This is a genomic window from Mesorhizobium sp. M0664, assembly GCF_040320565.1.
Taxonomy (GTDB): domain Bacteria; phylum Pseudomonadota; class Alphaproteobacteria; order Rhizobiales; family Rhizobiaceae; genus Mesorhizobium.
The window spans coordinates 32,418-45,767 of sequence record NZ_JAMYPW010000029.1 but is presented as its reverse complement, the minus strand read 5'-3'; the positions used below and the strand labels follow the sequence as shown (position 1 = coordinate 45,767).

Here is a 13,350-nt window from a genome sequence, read left to right as displayed (position 1 = left end):
GCGTTTCAGAACCGATAGCGCAACAGCCTGCCGATCTTGCGCAATGCTGGAATGTATTTCCAAAGGCGAACAAACAGTTTCGCGAACCAGCGCATGCGAGCGGCATGTTCCGGCTTATAGGCAGGGATGTCCTCGACGAACCGCAGCTTCGGAACGGCTCGCTCCAACTCATGCGGGTTCTCGATGCTCCAATGGACCTCGGCACCGGTGGCGCGGAAGGAGGAATTGAGGCGAATGATCTTCAGGCCCAGGCGACTATAGGCATCGAAAACCAGTTCGCCGCTCGAAAGATGTCCCACCAAACGAGAAAACAGTTGCTGCCCCTCTTCGGCGCCCAGGTAGGGAGTCAGGCCTTCCGCCACGACTATGGCCGGGCGATCCCGAGGTACTTCGTTCAGCCATCCCGGTTCGGTGACCGACGAAGCGATCAGGTGGTAGTGATCCCGCACGGGATAGAGCTTGCGCCTGAGGTCGATGACTTCGGGATAGTCGACGTCGAACCAGTCCACGCCGGCTGGCGGATCGATACGGAATACGCGCGTATCGAGCCCACACCCGAGATGCAGTACGATGGCGTCAGGATTTCGGGCGAGAAAGTCCTGAACGCAGACGTCCAGCGTCTTTGCCCTGATTGCTAGACCGACGCCGAGATTGTTGTCGACCTTGAGCTGTGAGAAATCATAGTCGATGTTGCGCACCGCCTCGTCGGCAAAGTAGTCCCTGAGCAGCGAATTGGGCAGCCGGCTCTCCAGCGCCTTGCCGTAAAGTGTCAAAAGCAAAGTCTCCTTTGCCCCGGTCAGGTTTACTTTTTCACCAGCCACGACCGTCCTCCCCATTCAAAGCCCAGCTCTATCTGGGTACATGCCGCGGGAAAGCAAGTTTCGGGTGGTGATCGGCGCCGCGAAGGACGATATTCGCACTCAAGGAGATACTGCCATGAACGCCCAAATGCCTCTCAAAACGACAGCAATCCTTCAGAAAGACATCACGCCTGAAGGTGGAGACTACGAAATCGTCCGTCGTGCCATCGAAAAGATCAGCCTCGACTATCGCGACCAGCCTTCGTTGGAAGTGCTGGCCGAGGAGGTCGGCGAGACGCCGACCGGGCTGCAGAAGCTGTTCACCCGCTGGGCCGGCCTGTCGCCCAAGGCTTTTCTGCAGGCCGTCACCCTCGATCATGCGCGCAAGCTGCTCGATGCCGGCATGCCGCTGCTTGAAACCTCGTTCGAACTCGGCATGTCCGGCCCAGGCCGGCTGCACGATCTGTTCGTCACCCACGAAGCGATGTCGCCGGGCGATTACAAGACCCGCGGCGCAGGGCTCACCATCCGCTACGGCTATCATATCTCGCCTTTCGGCATCGCGCTGATCATGGTGACGGACCGCGGCCTTGCCGGCCTCGCCTTCAACGACCCCGGCGGCGAGCGTGCGGCCTTTGCCGACATGTCCAGCCGCTGGCCGAATGCGACCTATGTCGAGGACATGGCGGCGACGGCACCCTATGCCGCGCGCATCTTCGATCCGTCGCTGTGGCGCGCCGACCAGCCGCTGCGCGTTGTCATGATCGGCACAGACTTCCAGGTCCGTGTCTGGGAGGCCTTGCTGCGCATTCCGATGGGCCAGGCCTGCACCTATTCCTCGATCGCCGCGCGCATCGGCGCACCGAGTGCCAGCCGGGCTGTCGGTGCCGCGGTCGGTGCCAATCCGATGTCCTTCGTCGTGCCGTGCCACCGGGCTCTCGGCAAGTCCGGCGCACTCACCGGCTACCATTGGGGTCTGACCCGCAAACGCGCCATCCTCGGCTGGGAGGCGGGACAGGTCTCTTCTTGAATAGCCAACGAATGGAACGATTGGAGCGATGCAAGGACCGCTAGGGTGACAAGCAGCGATCTTACGGAGTAGCTTCCCGGGCAATTAGAGTGGTATGCGCTAGCGGGAGGCACTACTTGATCGTCGTCATCGGCTCCATCAATCTCGATCTCATCGCCAGTGTCGACCGCTTGCCCGGTCCCGGCGAGACCGTGCGCGGCTCCGGTTTCGCTACTGCCCCCGGCGGCAAGGGCGCCAACCAGGCGCTGGCCGCCGCCCGCGCCGGCGCCAAGGTGCGCATGGTCGGCGCGGTCGGCAAGGACAGCTTCGCCAGCGACGCTCTGGCGCTGCTGCGCGACGGCAAGATCGACCTGTCCGGCGTCGGCGAGACCTTTGCCTCGACCGGTACCGCGTTGATCATGGTCGGCGCCGACGGCGAGAACGTGATCGCCGTTGTGCCGGGCGCCAATGATTCGGTCGTGCCGGGTGACCTTTCCAAGGCTTTCGTAAAAAACGGCGACGTCGTGCTGCTGCAACTGGAGATCCCGCTGCAGACCGTCGAGGCAGCACTCGACGCGGCAAGCACGGCCGCCGCGATCACCGTGCTCAACACCGCACCTTTCCATGGCGACGCGGCCGGCTTCCTCGGCAAGGCCGACTATCTCGTCGCCAACGAAACCGAGTTCGACCTCTATGGCGAGGCGCTGTCGTTGAATGGCCGCGACCGCCCGGCACGGATGCGCGACTATGCCGCGAGAACCGGCCGCACCATCGTCGTCACGCTTGGCTCGGACGGCGTTCTGGCGGCAACGCCGGACGATCTCCTGATGGTTCCGGCGCTGAAGATCACCCCGCTCGACACGGTCGGTGCCGGCGACACGTTCTGCGGCTATTTTGCAGCCGGGCTGGCAGCCGGCCTGCCGCTCGACCAGGCGCTAGCCCGCGCTGCCGCAGCCGGTTCGCTGGCCTGCCTGAAAGCCGGTGCACAGCCGGCCATCCCGCTGGCCAGGGACGTCGATGCCGCCCTGCAGAAATCTGCAGGCTAAAGCGGGATGACAGCCATGCGCCCGACGACGAAGCACGCGGTGCCGCCCGCCGGCGACATCTGCCGCCTGTCTGCCGTGGCGCTTGCCGGGAAGATCAGGCGCCGGCAGCTTTCGGTGCGCGAAGTGGTCGCGGCATTCCTCGACAGGATCGAGGCGGTGAACCCGCTGGTCAACGCTATCGTTTCATTGCGTGAGCGTGCCGACATCCTGCGCGAGGCCGACAGCGCTGACGCTCATCTGGCGCGAGGTGGAGATACCGGATCGCTGTTCGGCCTGCCGATCGCGATCAAGGATCTTGCGCTGACAAAAGGCCTGAGAACCGCCTTCGGCTCGCCGATCTTCGCCGATTTTGTGCCTGAGGAGGACGACTTCTTCGTCGAGCGCGTCCGCAAGGCCGGCGCGATCATCATCGGCAAGACCAATGTTCCCGAATTCGGGCTCGGCTCCAACACCTACAACACCGTGTTCGGACAGACGCTCAACGCATTTGACCCGGCGCTGACCGCCGGCGGCTCGAGCGGCGGTGCGGCGGTCGCGCTGGCGCTCGACATGGTTCCCGTTGCCGATGGCAGCGATTTTGGCGGTTCCCTGCGCAATCCCGCTGCCTACAACAATGTCTATGGCTTCCGTCCATCGCAGGGATTGGTGCCGGCCGGCCCAGACCTTGATGTGTTTCTTGCGCAAATGGGCGTCGAAGGGCCGATGGGGCGTAACGTGCGTGACATGGCGTTGCTGCTCGACGTTCAGGCCGGCTATCATCCTCGCGCGCCGCTGTCGCATGATAAGCCAGGCTCGTTCCTCGAAGGGCTGGACGCACCGGCGGCCGGCGGGCGCATCGCCTGGCTCGGCGATCTCGACGGCCATCTGCCGGTTGAAGCAGGCATTCTACAGCTTTGCGAGGCAGCACTCGGCCGGTTCGCGGATGTATCCTTCGAGGCCGAGCCGCTGATGCCGAAATTCGACTTCGAAGCGCTGTGGCAAGCCTTTGTAACGCTTCGCCAGGCGAGCAGCGGTTGTGCGCTGAAGGCGCATTACGACGATCCCTCGAAACGCAGCCTGCTGAAGCCGGAGGCCGTGTGGGAGGTGGAACATGCACTGCGCCTCACCGCGCCGCAGATCCACGCCGCCACGGTGAGGCGCTCGTCCTGGCACCGAATGCTGCTATCGCTCTTCGAGCGTTTCGACCTGATTGCGCTGCCAGCCGCACAGGTCTTTCCCTTCGATGTCGTCACCCACTGGCCAAGGCAAGTGGCCGGGCGTGCCATGGACAGCTATCATCGCTGGATGCAGGTTTCAGCGTTCGCCACGCTGGGCGGCTGCCCGGCGATCAATGTGCCGGCGGGCTTCGACGCCAGGGGCAGGCCAATGGGCATGCAATTGATCGGGCGGCCGCGCGGTGACCTCTCCGTGCTGAGGGCGGCTGCCGCCTATGAGACAACGCTGCCATGGCAGGCCGGCGCCTGCTGAAATCAACTCCGCATTGTCGGCGCCTCGCCGGCTTGCACGCAACTCATCGCCATGCATTGATCGCGACAGCGCGCCGCACGAGCGGCATCTGTGGAGGGAAAAAATGTCGTTGGAACTCTACGCCACCTATGTCGTCGCCTGCATCGTCATCATCCTGGTGCCGGGGCCGACGGTGACGCTGATCATTGCCAACAGCATCCGCCATGGCTCGCGCGCAGGGCTCGCCAATGTCGCCGGCACCCAGGCCGGGCTAGCCATCATGATCGCCATCGTCGGCATCGGATTGACTTCGCTGATCGCGGGCATGGGCCACTGGTTCGAGTGGGTCCGGCTGATCGGCGCCGCCTACCTGATCTGGATGGGCGTGCAGATGTTCCGCTCGAAAGGCAAGCTGAACGCCGACGGAACGGCAAAAAGGCCACGTGGCGGCTTCTTCCTGCAGGGCCTGCTGGTGGCGATCAGCAATCCAAAGACGCTAGTGTTCTTCGGCGCCTTCTTTCCGCAGTTCATCGCTCCCGAAGGCAATTACGCACTACAGATCGGCGTCATGGGTCTCACCGCGATGATCTTCGCCGCAGTCTCGGATTCGACCTACGCGCTGGCCGCCGGCCGCGCCGGACGCCTGCTGTCGGCCGGCCGCCTCAAGCTCTTGTCGAGGATCAGCGGCAGCTTCCTGGTCGGCGGCGGCCTGTGGCTGGCCTTTTCCAAGGCGAAGTAACGGCCGCGAGCCCGACGACGCCAACAGCAACATCCTGGAATAGGAAAGCCGATTGAAAGTCGGCCTTCAGGCCACCACATGGATCAACAGTTGGGGATTCATGTCTATGCCGTGGAGTTACGCGGATTTGAAAAGGAACGCGTTTGGCGTGATCCTGTTCATCGCTTTGTTCGCGGCGATGGTTCCGTCGGCTCTGAACAAATGGGCGAATGACGCAAGTCCGATCCGATCGGTCGACCCGGTCGATGCGACGATCAAAAGTGGACAGGGTAAAGGGCGCAATATCCAATATCTGCTGGTCCTTGAGAACGGTTCGACGGTCCTCGTTTACGACGACCTCCCGCATCTGATCGGCTCGCGCGTAGGCATCGAGCGCGTCACGCGCGACAATGGCTTCGTCTTTTACCGGTTTGCAAATTGAACGACGATCGATCGATAAGCTGTTTTCAAAGGTGACGCGAGTGACATGGCTTTTTCGGGGAATCGCTCTTGAACAAAGCCCCTATGCTACTCAACTCTAAGGTATGGGGCCGGCAAATCTTTCTCTTAGAACCCGCATTCTTTTGCTTCGGGAAGAGTTTCGCGACAGAGTTGTTGGCATCACAATCTTGTGTGCGCTCGCTCTCGCGATCGCTGTGCCGATTGTAACCAGGCAGAACAGTCCGATCACTGGCACACAACTCGTAGGAGGCACCGTCGAAGATGTTGCGACGATGCCTCTAAATCCGAGGGGTTCCGTCGGACATGGACTTTATTATAGATATGAAGTCCGCCTCTATGAGGGCAACGCTCGGATATTTGTCGATGGTGAGGTGGAAACACCCCACATGATTGGATCGGAAGTCTCGATCGAAGAACAACAACGCCAGGACGGTACCACCACCTACCGCCTGCTCAACTACTGAGCAGCCCTAAAGCCGCCCCAGCCGTTCCAGCAACAGCGCGAAAAACGCATCATGGTCGATGTCGCGCATCACCATGGCGTTCTTCGGCCGCTTGGTCACCCCCCACCAGTCGATCACCGTCATGCCCATGGTGAGCTCCGAGGCGGTTTCCACGCTGACATTGCAGTTGCGCCCCTTGAACAGCTTCGGCTTCAGCAGATACGCGATCACGCAAGGATCGTGCAGCGGGCCGCCGTCGGTACCGTATTTCTCCTCGTCGAAACGTTCGAAGAATTCCAGCATGTCCGCGGTGGCCGTGCCGACCCTGGTGCCGAGCTTGCGGAAGGCCTTCGTACGCTTGGCGGTGGTCAGCGCCTTGTGGGTGACGTCGAGCGGCATCATCACGATCGGAATGCCGGATTTGAACACGACATCGGCAGCATGCGGATCGACATAGATGTTGAACTCGGCGGTCGGCGTGACGTTGCCGCCCTCGAAGAAGCCGCCGCCCATCAGCACGATTTCCTTGATGCGCGGCGCGATTTTCGGCTCGCGGATCAGCGCCAGCGCAACGTTGGTGAGCGGCCCGAGCGCGCACAGCGTGATCGTGCCGCTCTCCTCGTTCATCAGCGTCTCAACGATGAAATCAACCGCATACTCGTCCTGCAGTTTCATCTTTGGTTCGGGCAGTTGCGGCCCGTTGAGGCCGGTCTTGCCATGCACTTCCTCGGCGGTGACGAGTTCGCGCGCCAGCGGCCGGATGGCGCCTGCATAGACCTTGACGTCCGGCCGGCCGGCCAGCTCGCAGATCTTGCGGGCGTTTTTTTCGGTAAGTTTCAGCGGCACGTTGCCGGCCACCGCGGTGATGCCGACGATCTCCAGCTCGGCGCTGCCCAGCGCCAGCAATATGGCGACGGCATCGTCCTGGCCGGGGTCAGTGTCGATGATGATCCTGCGGGATTGGGGCATTTCAATTCCTTGTTTTGGCAAGTCTTTTTGGGCGGGACGTGTGACGGCTTGAAGTCTGCCGGGCGGCGGACCATATCAAGACCATCGGGAAAAATGCCATCCGGGTTTTTCCACTTTATGTCGCTCTTGAGAGGACACTGTAACATGAGCCGAATGACGCCTTTTTCCAGCCCGCTTCTCCTCGGTTTCGATTCCATGGAAAAGACGCTGGAGCGGTTGGCAAAGTCCGGTGACAGCTATCCTCCCTACAACATCGAGCGCCTCAGCGGTGCCGACGGCAAAACCGAAAGGCTGCGTATCACGCTCGCCGTCGCCGGTTTCGCGGAAAGCGATCTCGATGTCACAACGGAGGAGAACCAGTTGGTCGTGCGCGGCCGTCAGAACGACGACACCGAGCGCGAATTCCTCCACCGCGGCATCGCCGCGCGCCAGTTTCAGCGCTGTTTCGTGCTGGCCGACGGCATGCGGGTGATTGCGGCGGAATTGAAGAACGGCCTTCTGTCGATCGATCTCGATCGGCCGGAATCCGAACGGCTGGTACGAAAAATAAACATATCGGTGAAAGACTGATTTTTGCCGATAGCTCTCATGCGGGATGGCCTTGAGCGGCATCTCGCGGCAAGGAGGCTTGAAATGACCAGAACTAACGAAAATATCATCATGACCAGCGGCGAATTCGCCCATCTCGGCGAAGGTTCTGTCGCCTATCTCAGGAAAGTGTCGAGCGACGATCTGCGCGGCCGTTTCCCGGGCCTCGGCGAAATCGCGCCCGGGCTGGAACTGTGGGCCCTGTTTGCCGCCAATGGCCAGCCGATCCTGCTTTCGGACGCTCGCGACCGGGCACTGGCTGGCGCGCTGGAAAACGATCTGACCCCGGTCGCTATCCACTAACGTCGTTATCCACTGACAAATACGGCACAGCGATCTGGTTGGAAACGGACAGGGCCGCTCACGGCGGCCCTTCAACGGATTTAATCAAAACCTCAGGCGGCGTGCGAGGCCTGTGTGTCCGACAGCAGCGCGTGGATGGCTACGGCGTCGCGCGTGCCCCTGATCTTGGCAACCGTGTCGGCGTCGCGCAGCACCCGCGCAATGCGCGACAGCGCCTTGAGGTGGTCGGCGCCGGCGCCTTCGGGAGCCAAAAGCAGAAACACCAGGTCGACCGGCTGATCATCGAGGGCCTCGAAGTCCACCGGTGTCTCCAGCCGGGCAAAAACGCCGGCGATCCGCTTCACCCCGGCCAGCTTGCCGTGCGGAATGGCGATGCCGTTGCCGACGCCGGTGGAGCCGAGCCGCTCGCGCTGCAGGATTGTGTCGAACACCTCTCGCTCCGGAATGCCGGAAATCGCCGCCGCCCTTTCGGACAGCAATTGCAGCAGCTGCTTTTTGGAGTTCGCCTTCAACGCCGGCATGATTGCCGGAACGCTGACGAGATCGCTCAGATCCATGCTTGAAATCCCTTGTTCGCCTGCCGTCGCCAGTCCCCACGCTCGCGTGCGGCTGGTTTTTACCCCTGCGCGACCTTGGCCGTGGACGGGTCGATCCAGCCAATATTCCCGTCCGGCCGGCGATAGACGATGTTGAGATGGTCGTTTCCGGCATTGCGGAAGACCAGGACCGGGCTGTCCTTGGTGTCGAGTTCGATCACCGCTGACGCCACCGACATGGTCCGCAGCGTCATGGTCGATTCGGCGACGATGGCCGGCGCGAAATTCTCCGGTATGTCCTCCTCGTCGTCGGCAAGCGGCGCCATCACCGTATAGGCGACGTCGGTGAGCTCGCCGTTGCTATTGCCTGAATTGTGCGACTTCAGCCGGCGCTTGTAGCGCCTGAGGCGTGTTTCCAGACGGTCCGCCGCGGTATCGAAGGCAAGCGTTGGATCCTGGGCATCGCCGGTCGCCTGCAGCGAAGCACCGGAGTCCAGCCGGATCATGCAATCGGCCGTGTAGCGCGACCCCGATTTGACGACTACGATTTGCCCTGAAAAGCCCCGATCGAAATATTTCCCGATCACTTCCCCGACACGGTCGTTGATGCGCGTACGGAACGCATCGCCGATATCCATGTGTTTTCCCGATATGCGCAGTGTCATCTGAAAACTGACCTTCCTTGCTCAGGCTTCAAACTGTCCCGAGTTTATACTCGTGGTCCGCGCGCACAAGCTTTTGCGGCGTCACTTGCGCCGATTTTAGATCCGAACTTTCCGGTTGATCACAAGCCGCCTTCTTGGCCGTCCCGTGGCCTACATCGTGACGGACCATCTCTCGTGCGGGCATCGGCGAACTCAAATCCACTCGCCAGCCCGTCCCATGCGGGCGGGCTTCTAGCCACTTCGTCGCCGCTTGTCAATGAAGGGCGAAAGCTGTGGAAATTCCGCCGGAGATCAACGGCCGGCGCTGGCCAAAGCGCGTTTTTCACGCCGCCGCTGCACCGAAGAGGGTATGTTCATGCCTTCCCGGTATTTGGCCACCGTGCGCCTGGCGATGTCGACGCCGCTTTCCCGCAGCATGTCCACGATGGCATCGTCGGAAAGCACATCGATGGCTTTCTCCTCGTCGATCAGCTGCTTTATGCGGTCGCGCACCGCTTCCGACGAATGCGCATCGCCGCCACCTGACGAAGCGATCGAGGCGGTGAAGAAATAGCGCAGCTCGAACACACCGCGCGGCGTCAGCATGTATTTGTTTGCCGTGACCCGGCTGACCGTTGATTCGTGCATGCCGATGGCGTCCGCCACCGTGCGCAGGTTGAGCGGCTTCAGGTGCCGCACGCCGTGGACGAGAAAAGCGTCCTGCTGGCGCACGATCTCGGAGGCCACCTTGAGAATGGTCTTCGCCCGCTGGTCGAGGCTGCGCGTGAGCCAGTTGGCGTTCTGCAGGCATTCGGCGAGGAAATCCTTTTCCGCCTGGTTTTTCGCATGTGGCGTGACCTGGGCGAAATAGATGTGATCGACCAGCACGCGCGGCAGCGTCTCGGCATTGAGCTCGACCGTCCAGCTGCCGTCATTGGCTGCGCGCACCTCGACGTCGGCCACGATCGCATCGCTGGCACCGCGCGAAAACGCCATTCCCGGCCGCGGGTCGAGCGCCCGGATCTCGGCCAGCATGTCGAGCAGATCCTCCTCGTCGACGCCGCAAATCCGCTTCAGCGTCTGGAAATCGCGCCGTGCCAGGAGTTCGAGATTGGCGATCAGCGCCTTCATCGCCGGATCGAGCCGGTCGCGCACGGCCAGCTGCAGCAACAGGCATTCGGCGAGGTCGCGGGCGAATATGCCGGCGGGCTCGAATGTCTGGCAGACCGCCAGGACCCTTGCCACCGCCGTGGCGTCCGTGCCGAGGCGGGCGGCGATCTCGGCCATGTCGGCACGCATGTAGCCGGCCTCGTCGAGGCCGTCGGCAAGCTCGCCGGCGATCAGGCGCGCCGCCGGATCGGCAAAGGCGAGCGCCACCTGCTCGCCGACATGGTCGCGCAGCGTGATGGCCGCCGCCGCCATATCCGCGACGTCGAAGCCGTCGGAGGAAGAGGTGGAACCGTTGCCGGACGCCGATTTCCATTGTGCCGTCAGGTCGGGCCCGAGCCGCTCGCTCGTACCAGGATCATCGGGAAACAGGTTTTCCAGCGATGTATCGAGCTTTTCCGAGATCGCCTCGGCGCTCCACGCCGTTTCCGCCTCGAACCAGTCGCCGTCGGCAGCCGGTTCCGATGCAGCGTCGCCCTTCTGCGCCTGGTCGCTGGCGGCGTCCTCTTGCGGTTCGGCGCGTTCCAGCAGGGGATTGCGTTCGATCTCGTCGTCGATGAAGCGTTCCAGCTCAAGATGGGTGAACTGCAGCAGGCGGATCGACTGCATCAGCTGCGGCGTCATCACCAGCGACTGCGACTGTCGTAGCTGTAGTTTTGCCGCCAACGCCATGGTTCGGTTTCAAACGCTCCGTCTACGCACCCGCACTGCTGGAAGGAATTTTCCAGGCCAGCATAGAAACTGGCCCGGCTTTTGCTTGTCAAGGCGAGGAGCGGTAAAACTCGCCTGCCGGCACGTTTTCAGGCAGAAAATTGAAGAAAAAGCTGCTGGACTACGCTGGAAATCCCGCTCGAGCCGGAATTTCGCACTTAGAGCGTAAATCCCTCGCCGAGATAAAGCCGCCGCACATCGGCATTTGCGACCACTTCGTCGGCTCGACCATGGGTCAGCACCTGGCCGGCATGGATGATGTAGGCGCGGTCGATCAGGCCAAGTGTCTCGCGGACATTGTGGTCGGTGATCAGAACGCCGATGCCACGTGCCGTCAAGTGGCGCACGAGTTGCTGGATGTCGGCGACGGCGATCGGATCGATGCCGGCGAAAGGTTCGTCGAGCAGCATATAGGCGGGGCGGGTTGCCAAGGCGCGGGCAATTTCGAGGCGTCGCCGCTCACCGCCGGAGAGCGACAGCGACGGAGCCTTGCGCAGATGGCTGATGTGAAATTCCTCGAGCAATTCGTCGAGCAGGCGCTCACGCTCCTTGCGGCTCTTTTCGACGACCTCGAGCACGGCCCGGATGTTTTGCTCGACATTCAGGCCGCGAAAAATCGACGCTTCCTGCGGCAGATAGCCGATGCCGAGACGGGCGCGGCGATACATCGGCATCGACGTGACGTCGAAACCGTCGATTTCGATCGTGCCTTCATCGACCGGCACCAGGCCGGTTACCATGTAGAAACAGGTCGTCTTGCCGGCGCCGTTGGGGCCGAGCAGCCCAACCGCCTCGCCGGCGCGCACGCCCAGCGTCACGCCGCTGACGACTTTGCGGCCCTTGTAGCTTTTGGTCAGCCCCTTGGCGATCAAGGTTCCCTTGAACTTTGCCGCTTCGACGGTGACCCTGGCCGGTGCCGCAAGTTTGCTGGCGGCGCGCCCTGGAAGACGCGCCAGCAGCGACGATATGCCGGTCATCAGGGTTTCGCTGCTCCAGACTTCGCCGGCGGCGTGATCGACATCATGACGCGGCCGCCGCAAGCGTCGACCTGGGCAAGGCCGCTCTTCATCTGCACGGTAAGCTTGCAGCCGACAAGCACGTTATCGCCTTGCGAGAGCACGACCTTGCTGCCCGAAAGCACCAGCACTTCGGTCTTCATGTCGAAGGTGCCGCGGTCGCCGGTGGCAACCTGATTGTCCGATTTGATGTAGACCTTATCGTCGACCTCGAGATGGTCGATGTTGGCGGATCCGGTCATTGCCGCGGCACCCGCGGGCTGGGCGCCTTTAGCGGCGCCTGCATCCCTGACGTAATAGACCGTCATTTTGCCGGCCTTGAGCACGGTTGGACCCTGGACGACGTTGACGTTGCCGGTGAAGACGGCGACGCTTTCCGCCTGGCGCACCTCGAGCTTGTCGCTTTCGATCTGGATAGGCTTGTCGCCCGACAGCCTGAGGCCGGACATTTGGCTGGTGGCACTGGATTGCGCCAGCGACGGCGCCGTCCCGAAGGTCAGCCCCAAGGGCAACCCGAGCGTCAACGCCGAAATCGCGGCGAGGCGCCGTGCCGAACTACTGAACCGCATTGGTCTCTCCGCTCTTTGCCTCTGCCGCCTTCAAACTGGCGGGATCGATGTCGACGCGCACCTTGTTCTCGAAAACCAGGACCTTGCCATTGTCCTGGACCGACATCGAATCCGCCCTGATCCGCGACCCGCCGCGGCTGACATCGACGGGCTCGCTTGTCTTCATAGTGCCTTCGCCCATGTCGAGATAGACTGATTTGAATTTTGCCACCACACCATCCGTGGTCGACACGGTCACATCGCTGGTCAGGCTGAGCGTGTTGCCGTCGCGATCATAGGTGCCGTGCGTGGCATCGATGGCGGCCGTGTTGTCGGCCGCAATCGGCAGCTTGGCCTTGATGCCCTCCAGATCGATGATGCCTTGTTTGCTGACATCCTGTATGGCGCGCAGGGCTGTCATCGAATAGGGCAGGTTCTGTTTGGTGAAGCCGTTGAGCTTGGGGTTCGCCATCACCAGCTTGCCATCGGCAAAGGCGCCGCCGTCGGCCTGCACCTCGATTGCGGCGGGAGCCATGAGATAGGAATAGACGGGAAACGCGACCGCAATCACGGCAGCGACCAGCGGCACGGCCAGCTTGAGGACACGGACCCGGCGCGAATGACGCTGCGCAACGTCAAACGCGTCGACCCGCGCCCGGCCTGCGGCCTTGGGAGCCAACTCCGTCTCGGTGTTGGTCGGTTCGATTGGTCCCGCTAACATGACTGCTTCTTCTAAACCCCTGCCCGCCAGGCCGCCCTATAGGTGGGGTGCCGGCGCCCTCAAGCAAGCACAAGCCGAGGAAAACCGCAAAAATGTGACAGCCGCCCCTGTACAATGAAAATGGCCCCAGCGCAGCCTGTACCTCATACCAGATATGGGCGCACAGTGTTAGGGCCTGTGGAACGAGACAGGTTGAGGCTTGCCGCGAATGCCTAACGGCCTT

Annotated in this window: 15 protein-coding genes; 7 read left to right on the top strand and 8 right to left on the bottom strand. The window is 62.2% G+C overall.

Annotated elements, in window-relative coordinates; translation table 11 throughout:
- Positions 1-5: 5 nt before the first annotated feature.
- The gene (locus tag NKI39_RS22615) at positions 6-821 is read right to left on the bottom strand and encodes a class I SAM-dependent methyltransferase (RefSeq protein ID WP_352834529.1); all 816 of its coding nucleotides are present in this window, start codon (positions 819-821) and stop codon (positions 6-8) included.
- A gap of 115 nt (positions 822-936) precedes the next feature.
- On the opposite strand from NKI39_RS22615, the gene NKI39_RS22610 reads away from it, so the two are divergent.
- The 5 genes from NKI39_RS22610 (at position 937) to NKI39_RS22590 (ending at position 5,461) form a co-directional block, all read left to right on the top strand.
- On the top strand, positions 937-1,830 hold the full coding sequence (locus NKI39_RS22610; protein ID WP_352453988.1) for a methylated-DNA--[protein]-cysteine S-methyltransferase: 894 nt from the start codon (positions 937-939) through the stop codon (positions 1,828-1,830).
- Between the two features lie 116 nt (positions 1,831-1,946).
- Positions 1,947-2,855: a ribokinase gene (locus tag NKI39_RS22605; RefSeq protein ID WP_352502653.1), complete on the top strand. Its 909-nt coding sequence runs from the start codon at positions 1,947-1,949 to the stop codon at positions 2,853-2,855.
- A gap of 6 nt (positions 2,856-2,861) precedes the next feature.
- Complete coding sequence (locus tag NKI39_RS22600; RefSeq protein WP_352613033.1) at positions 2,862-4,322, top strand: amidase; 1,461 nt, start codon at positions 2,862-2,864, stop codon at positions 4,320-4,322.
- 103 nt (positions 4,323-4,425) lie between these two features.
- Positions 4,426-5,040 carry a LysE family translocator gene (locus NKI39_RS22595; RefSeq protein WP_352469436.1) on the top strand — a complete coding sequence of 205 codons (615 nt, stop codon included), beginning with the start codon at positions 4,426-4,428 and terminating at the stop codon, positions 5,038-5,040.
- Between the two features lie 52 nt (positions 5,041-5,092).
- Positions 5,093-5,461: a hypothetical protein gene (locus tag NKI39_RS22590; protein ID WP_352469435.1), complete on the top strand. Its 369-nt coding sequence runs from the start codon at positions 5,093-5,095 to the stop codon at positions 5,459-5,461.
- Positions 5,462-5,951: 490 nt separating this feature from the next.
- On the opposite strand, the gene NKI39_RS22585 is transcribed toward NKI39_RS22590, so the two are convergent.
- The gene (locus NKI39_RS22585; RefSeq protein WP_352469434.1) at positions 5,952-6,893 is read right to left on the bottom strand and encodes a nucleoside hydrolase; all 942 of its coding nucleotides are present in this window, start codon (positions 6,891-6,893) and stop codon (positions 5,952-5,954) included.
- A 144-nt stretch (positions 6,894-7,037) separates the two neighbouring features.
- Between NKI39_RS22585 and NKI39_RS22580 the strand changes: the two genes are divergently transcribed.
- Both NKI39_RS22580 and NKI39_RS22575 read left to right on the top strand, forming a co-directional pair.
- Positions 7,038-7,463, top strand: coding sequence for an Hsp20 family protein (locus NKI39_RS22580; protein ID WP_023675270.1), 426 nt, complete (start codon positions 7,038-7,040; stop codon positions 7,461-7,463).
- Between the two features lie 63 nt (positions 7,464-7,526).
- Positions 7,527-7,784: a BQ00720 family protein gene (locus NKI39_RS22575; RefSeq protein WP_023675269.1), complete on the top strand. Its 258-nt coding sequence runs from the start codon at positions 7,527-7,529 to the stop codon at positions 7,782-7,784.
- A gap of 92 nt (positions 7,785-7,876) precedes the next feature.
- Here the strand turns inward: NKI39_RS22575 and ptsN are convergent, their stop codons facing one another.
- The 6 genes from ptsN to lptC all read right to left on the bottom strand — a co-directional run bounded on the left by ptsN (position 7,877) and on the right by lptC (position 13,127).
- Positions 7,877-8,341, bottom strand: coding sequence for a PTS IIA-like nitrogen regulatory protein PtsN (ptsN, locus tag NKI39_RS22570; RefSeq protein ID WP_023675268.1), 465 nt, complete (start codon positions 8,339-8,341; stop codon positions 7,877-7,879).
- Between the two features lie 59 nt (positions 8,342-8,400).
- Positions 8,401-8,985: a ribosome hibernation-promoting factor, HPF/YfiA family gene (gene hpf / locus NKI39_RS22565; protein WP_023675267.1), complete on the bottom strand. Its 585-nt coding sequence runs from the start codon at positions 8,983-8,985 to the stop codon at positions 8,401-8,403.
- A 291-nt stretch (positions 8,986-9,276) separates the two neighbouring features.
- On the bottom strand, positions 9,277-10,803 hold the full coding sequence (rpoN, locus tag NKI39_RS22560) for an RNA polymerase factor sigma-54 (RefSeq protein WP_352834526.1): 1,527 nt from the start codon (positions 10,801-10,803) through the stop codon (positions 9,277-9,279).
- A gap of 197 nt (positions 10,804-11,000) precedes the next feature.
- Positions 11,001-11,819, bottom strand: coding sequence for an LPS export ABC transporter ATP-binding protein (lptB, locus tag NKI39_RS22555; protein ID WP_292664962.1), 819 nt, complete (start codon positions 11,817-11,819; stop codon positions 11,001-11,003).
- A complete protein-coding gene (locus NKI39_RS22550; RefSeq protein ID WP_292664963.1) occupies positions 11,819-12,427 on the bottom strand; it encodes an LptA/OstA family protein in 609 nt (202 codons plus the stop codon). The genes lptB and NKI39_RS22550 overlap by 1 nt, the downstream gene beginning before the upstream one ends.
- Complete coding sequence (gene lptC, locus NKI39_RS22545; RefSeq protein ID WP_352469430.1) at positions 12,414-13,127, bottom strand: LPS export ABC transporter periplasmic protein LptC; 714 nt, start codon at positions 13,125-13,127, stop codon at positions 12,414-12,416. The genes NKI39_RS22550 and lptC overlap by 14 nt, the downstream gene beginning before the upstream one ends.
- Positions 13,128-13,350: the final 223 nt, after the last annotated feature.

What these genes read in the sequence shown, in the direction of transcription:
- NKI39_RS22595 (WP_352469436.1), top strand. Translation starts at nt 4,426, where the DNA reads ATGTCGTTGGAACTCTACGCCACCTATGTCGTCGCCTGCATCGTCATC.
- NKI39_RS22600 (WP_352613033.1), top strand. Translation starts at nt 2,862, where the DNA reads ATGACAGCCATGCGCCCGACGACGAAGCACGCGGTGCCGCCCGCCGGC.
- NKI39_RS22575 (WP_023675269.1), top strand. Translation starts at nt 7,527, where the DNA reads ATGACCAGAACTAACGAAAATATCATCATGACCAGCGGCGAATTCGCC.
- NKI39_RS22585 (WP_352469434.1), bottom strand. Translation starts at nt 6,893, where the DNA reads ATGCCCCAATCCCGCAGGATCATCATCGACACTGACCCCGGCCAGGAC.
- NKI39_RS22580 (WP_023675270.1), top strand. Translation starts at nt 7,038, where the DNA reads ATGAGCCGAATGACGCCTTTTTCCAGCCCGCTTCTCCTCGGTTTCGAT.
- lptB (WP_292664962.1), bottom strand. Translation starts at nt 11,819, where the DNA reads ATGACCGGCATATCGTCGCTGCTGGCGCGTCTTCCAGGGCGCGCCGCC.
- rpoN (WP_352834526.1), bottom strand. Translation starts at nt 10,803, where the DNA reads ATGGCGTTGGCGGCAAAACTACAGCTACGACAGTCGCAGTCGCTGGTG.
- lptC (WP_352469430.1), bottom strand. Translation starts at nt 13,127, where the DNA reads ATGTTAGCGGGACCAATCGAACCGACCAACACCGAGACGGAGTTGGCT.
- hpf (WP_023675267.1), bottom strand. Translation starts at nt 8,985, where the DNA reads ATGACACTGCGCATATCGGGAAAACACATGGATATCGGCGATGCGTTC.
- NKI39_RS22550 (WP_292664963.1), bottom strand. Translation starts at nt 12,427, where the DNA reads ATGCGGTTCAGTAGTTCGGCACGGCGCCTCGCCGCGATTTCGGCGTTG.
- ptsN (WP_023675268.1), bottom strand. Translation starts at nt 8,341, where the DNA reads ATGGATCTGAGCGATCTCGTCAGCGTTCCGGCAATCATGCCGGCGTTG.
- NKI39_RS22610 (WP_352453988.1), top strand. Translation starts at nt 937, where the DNA reads ATGAACGCCCAAATGCCTCTCAAAACGACAGCAATCCTTCAGAAAGAC.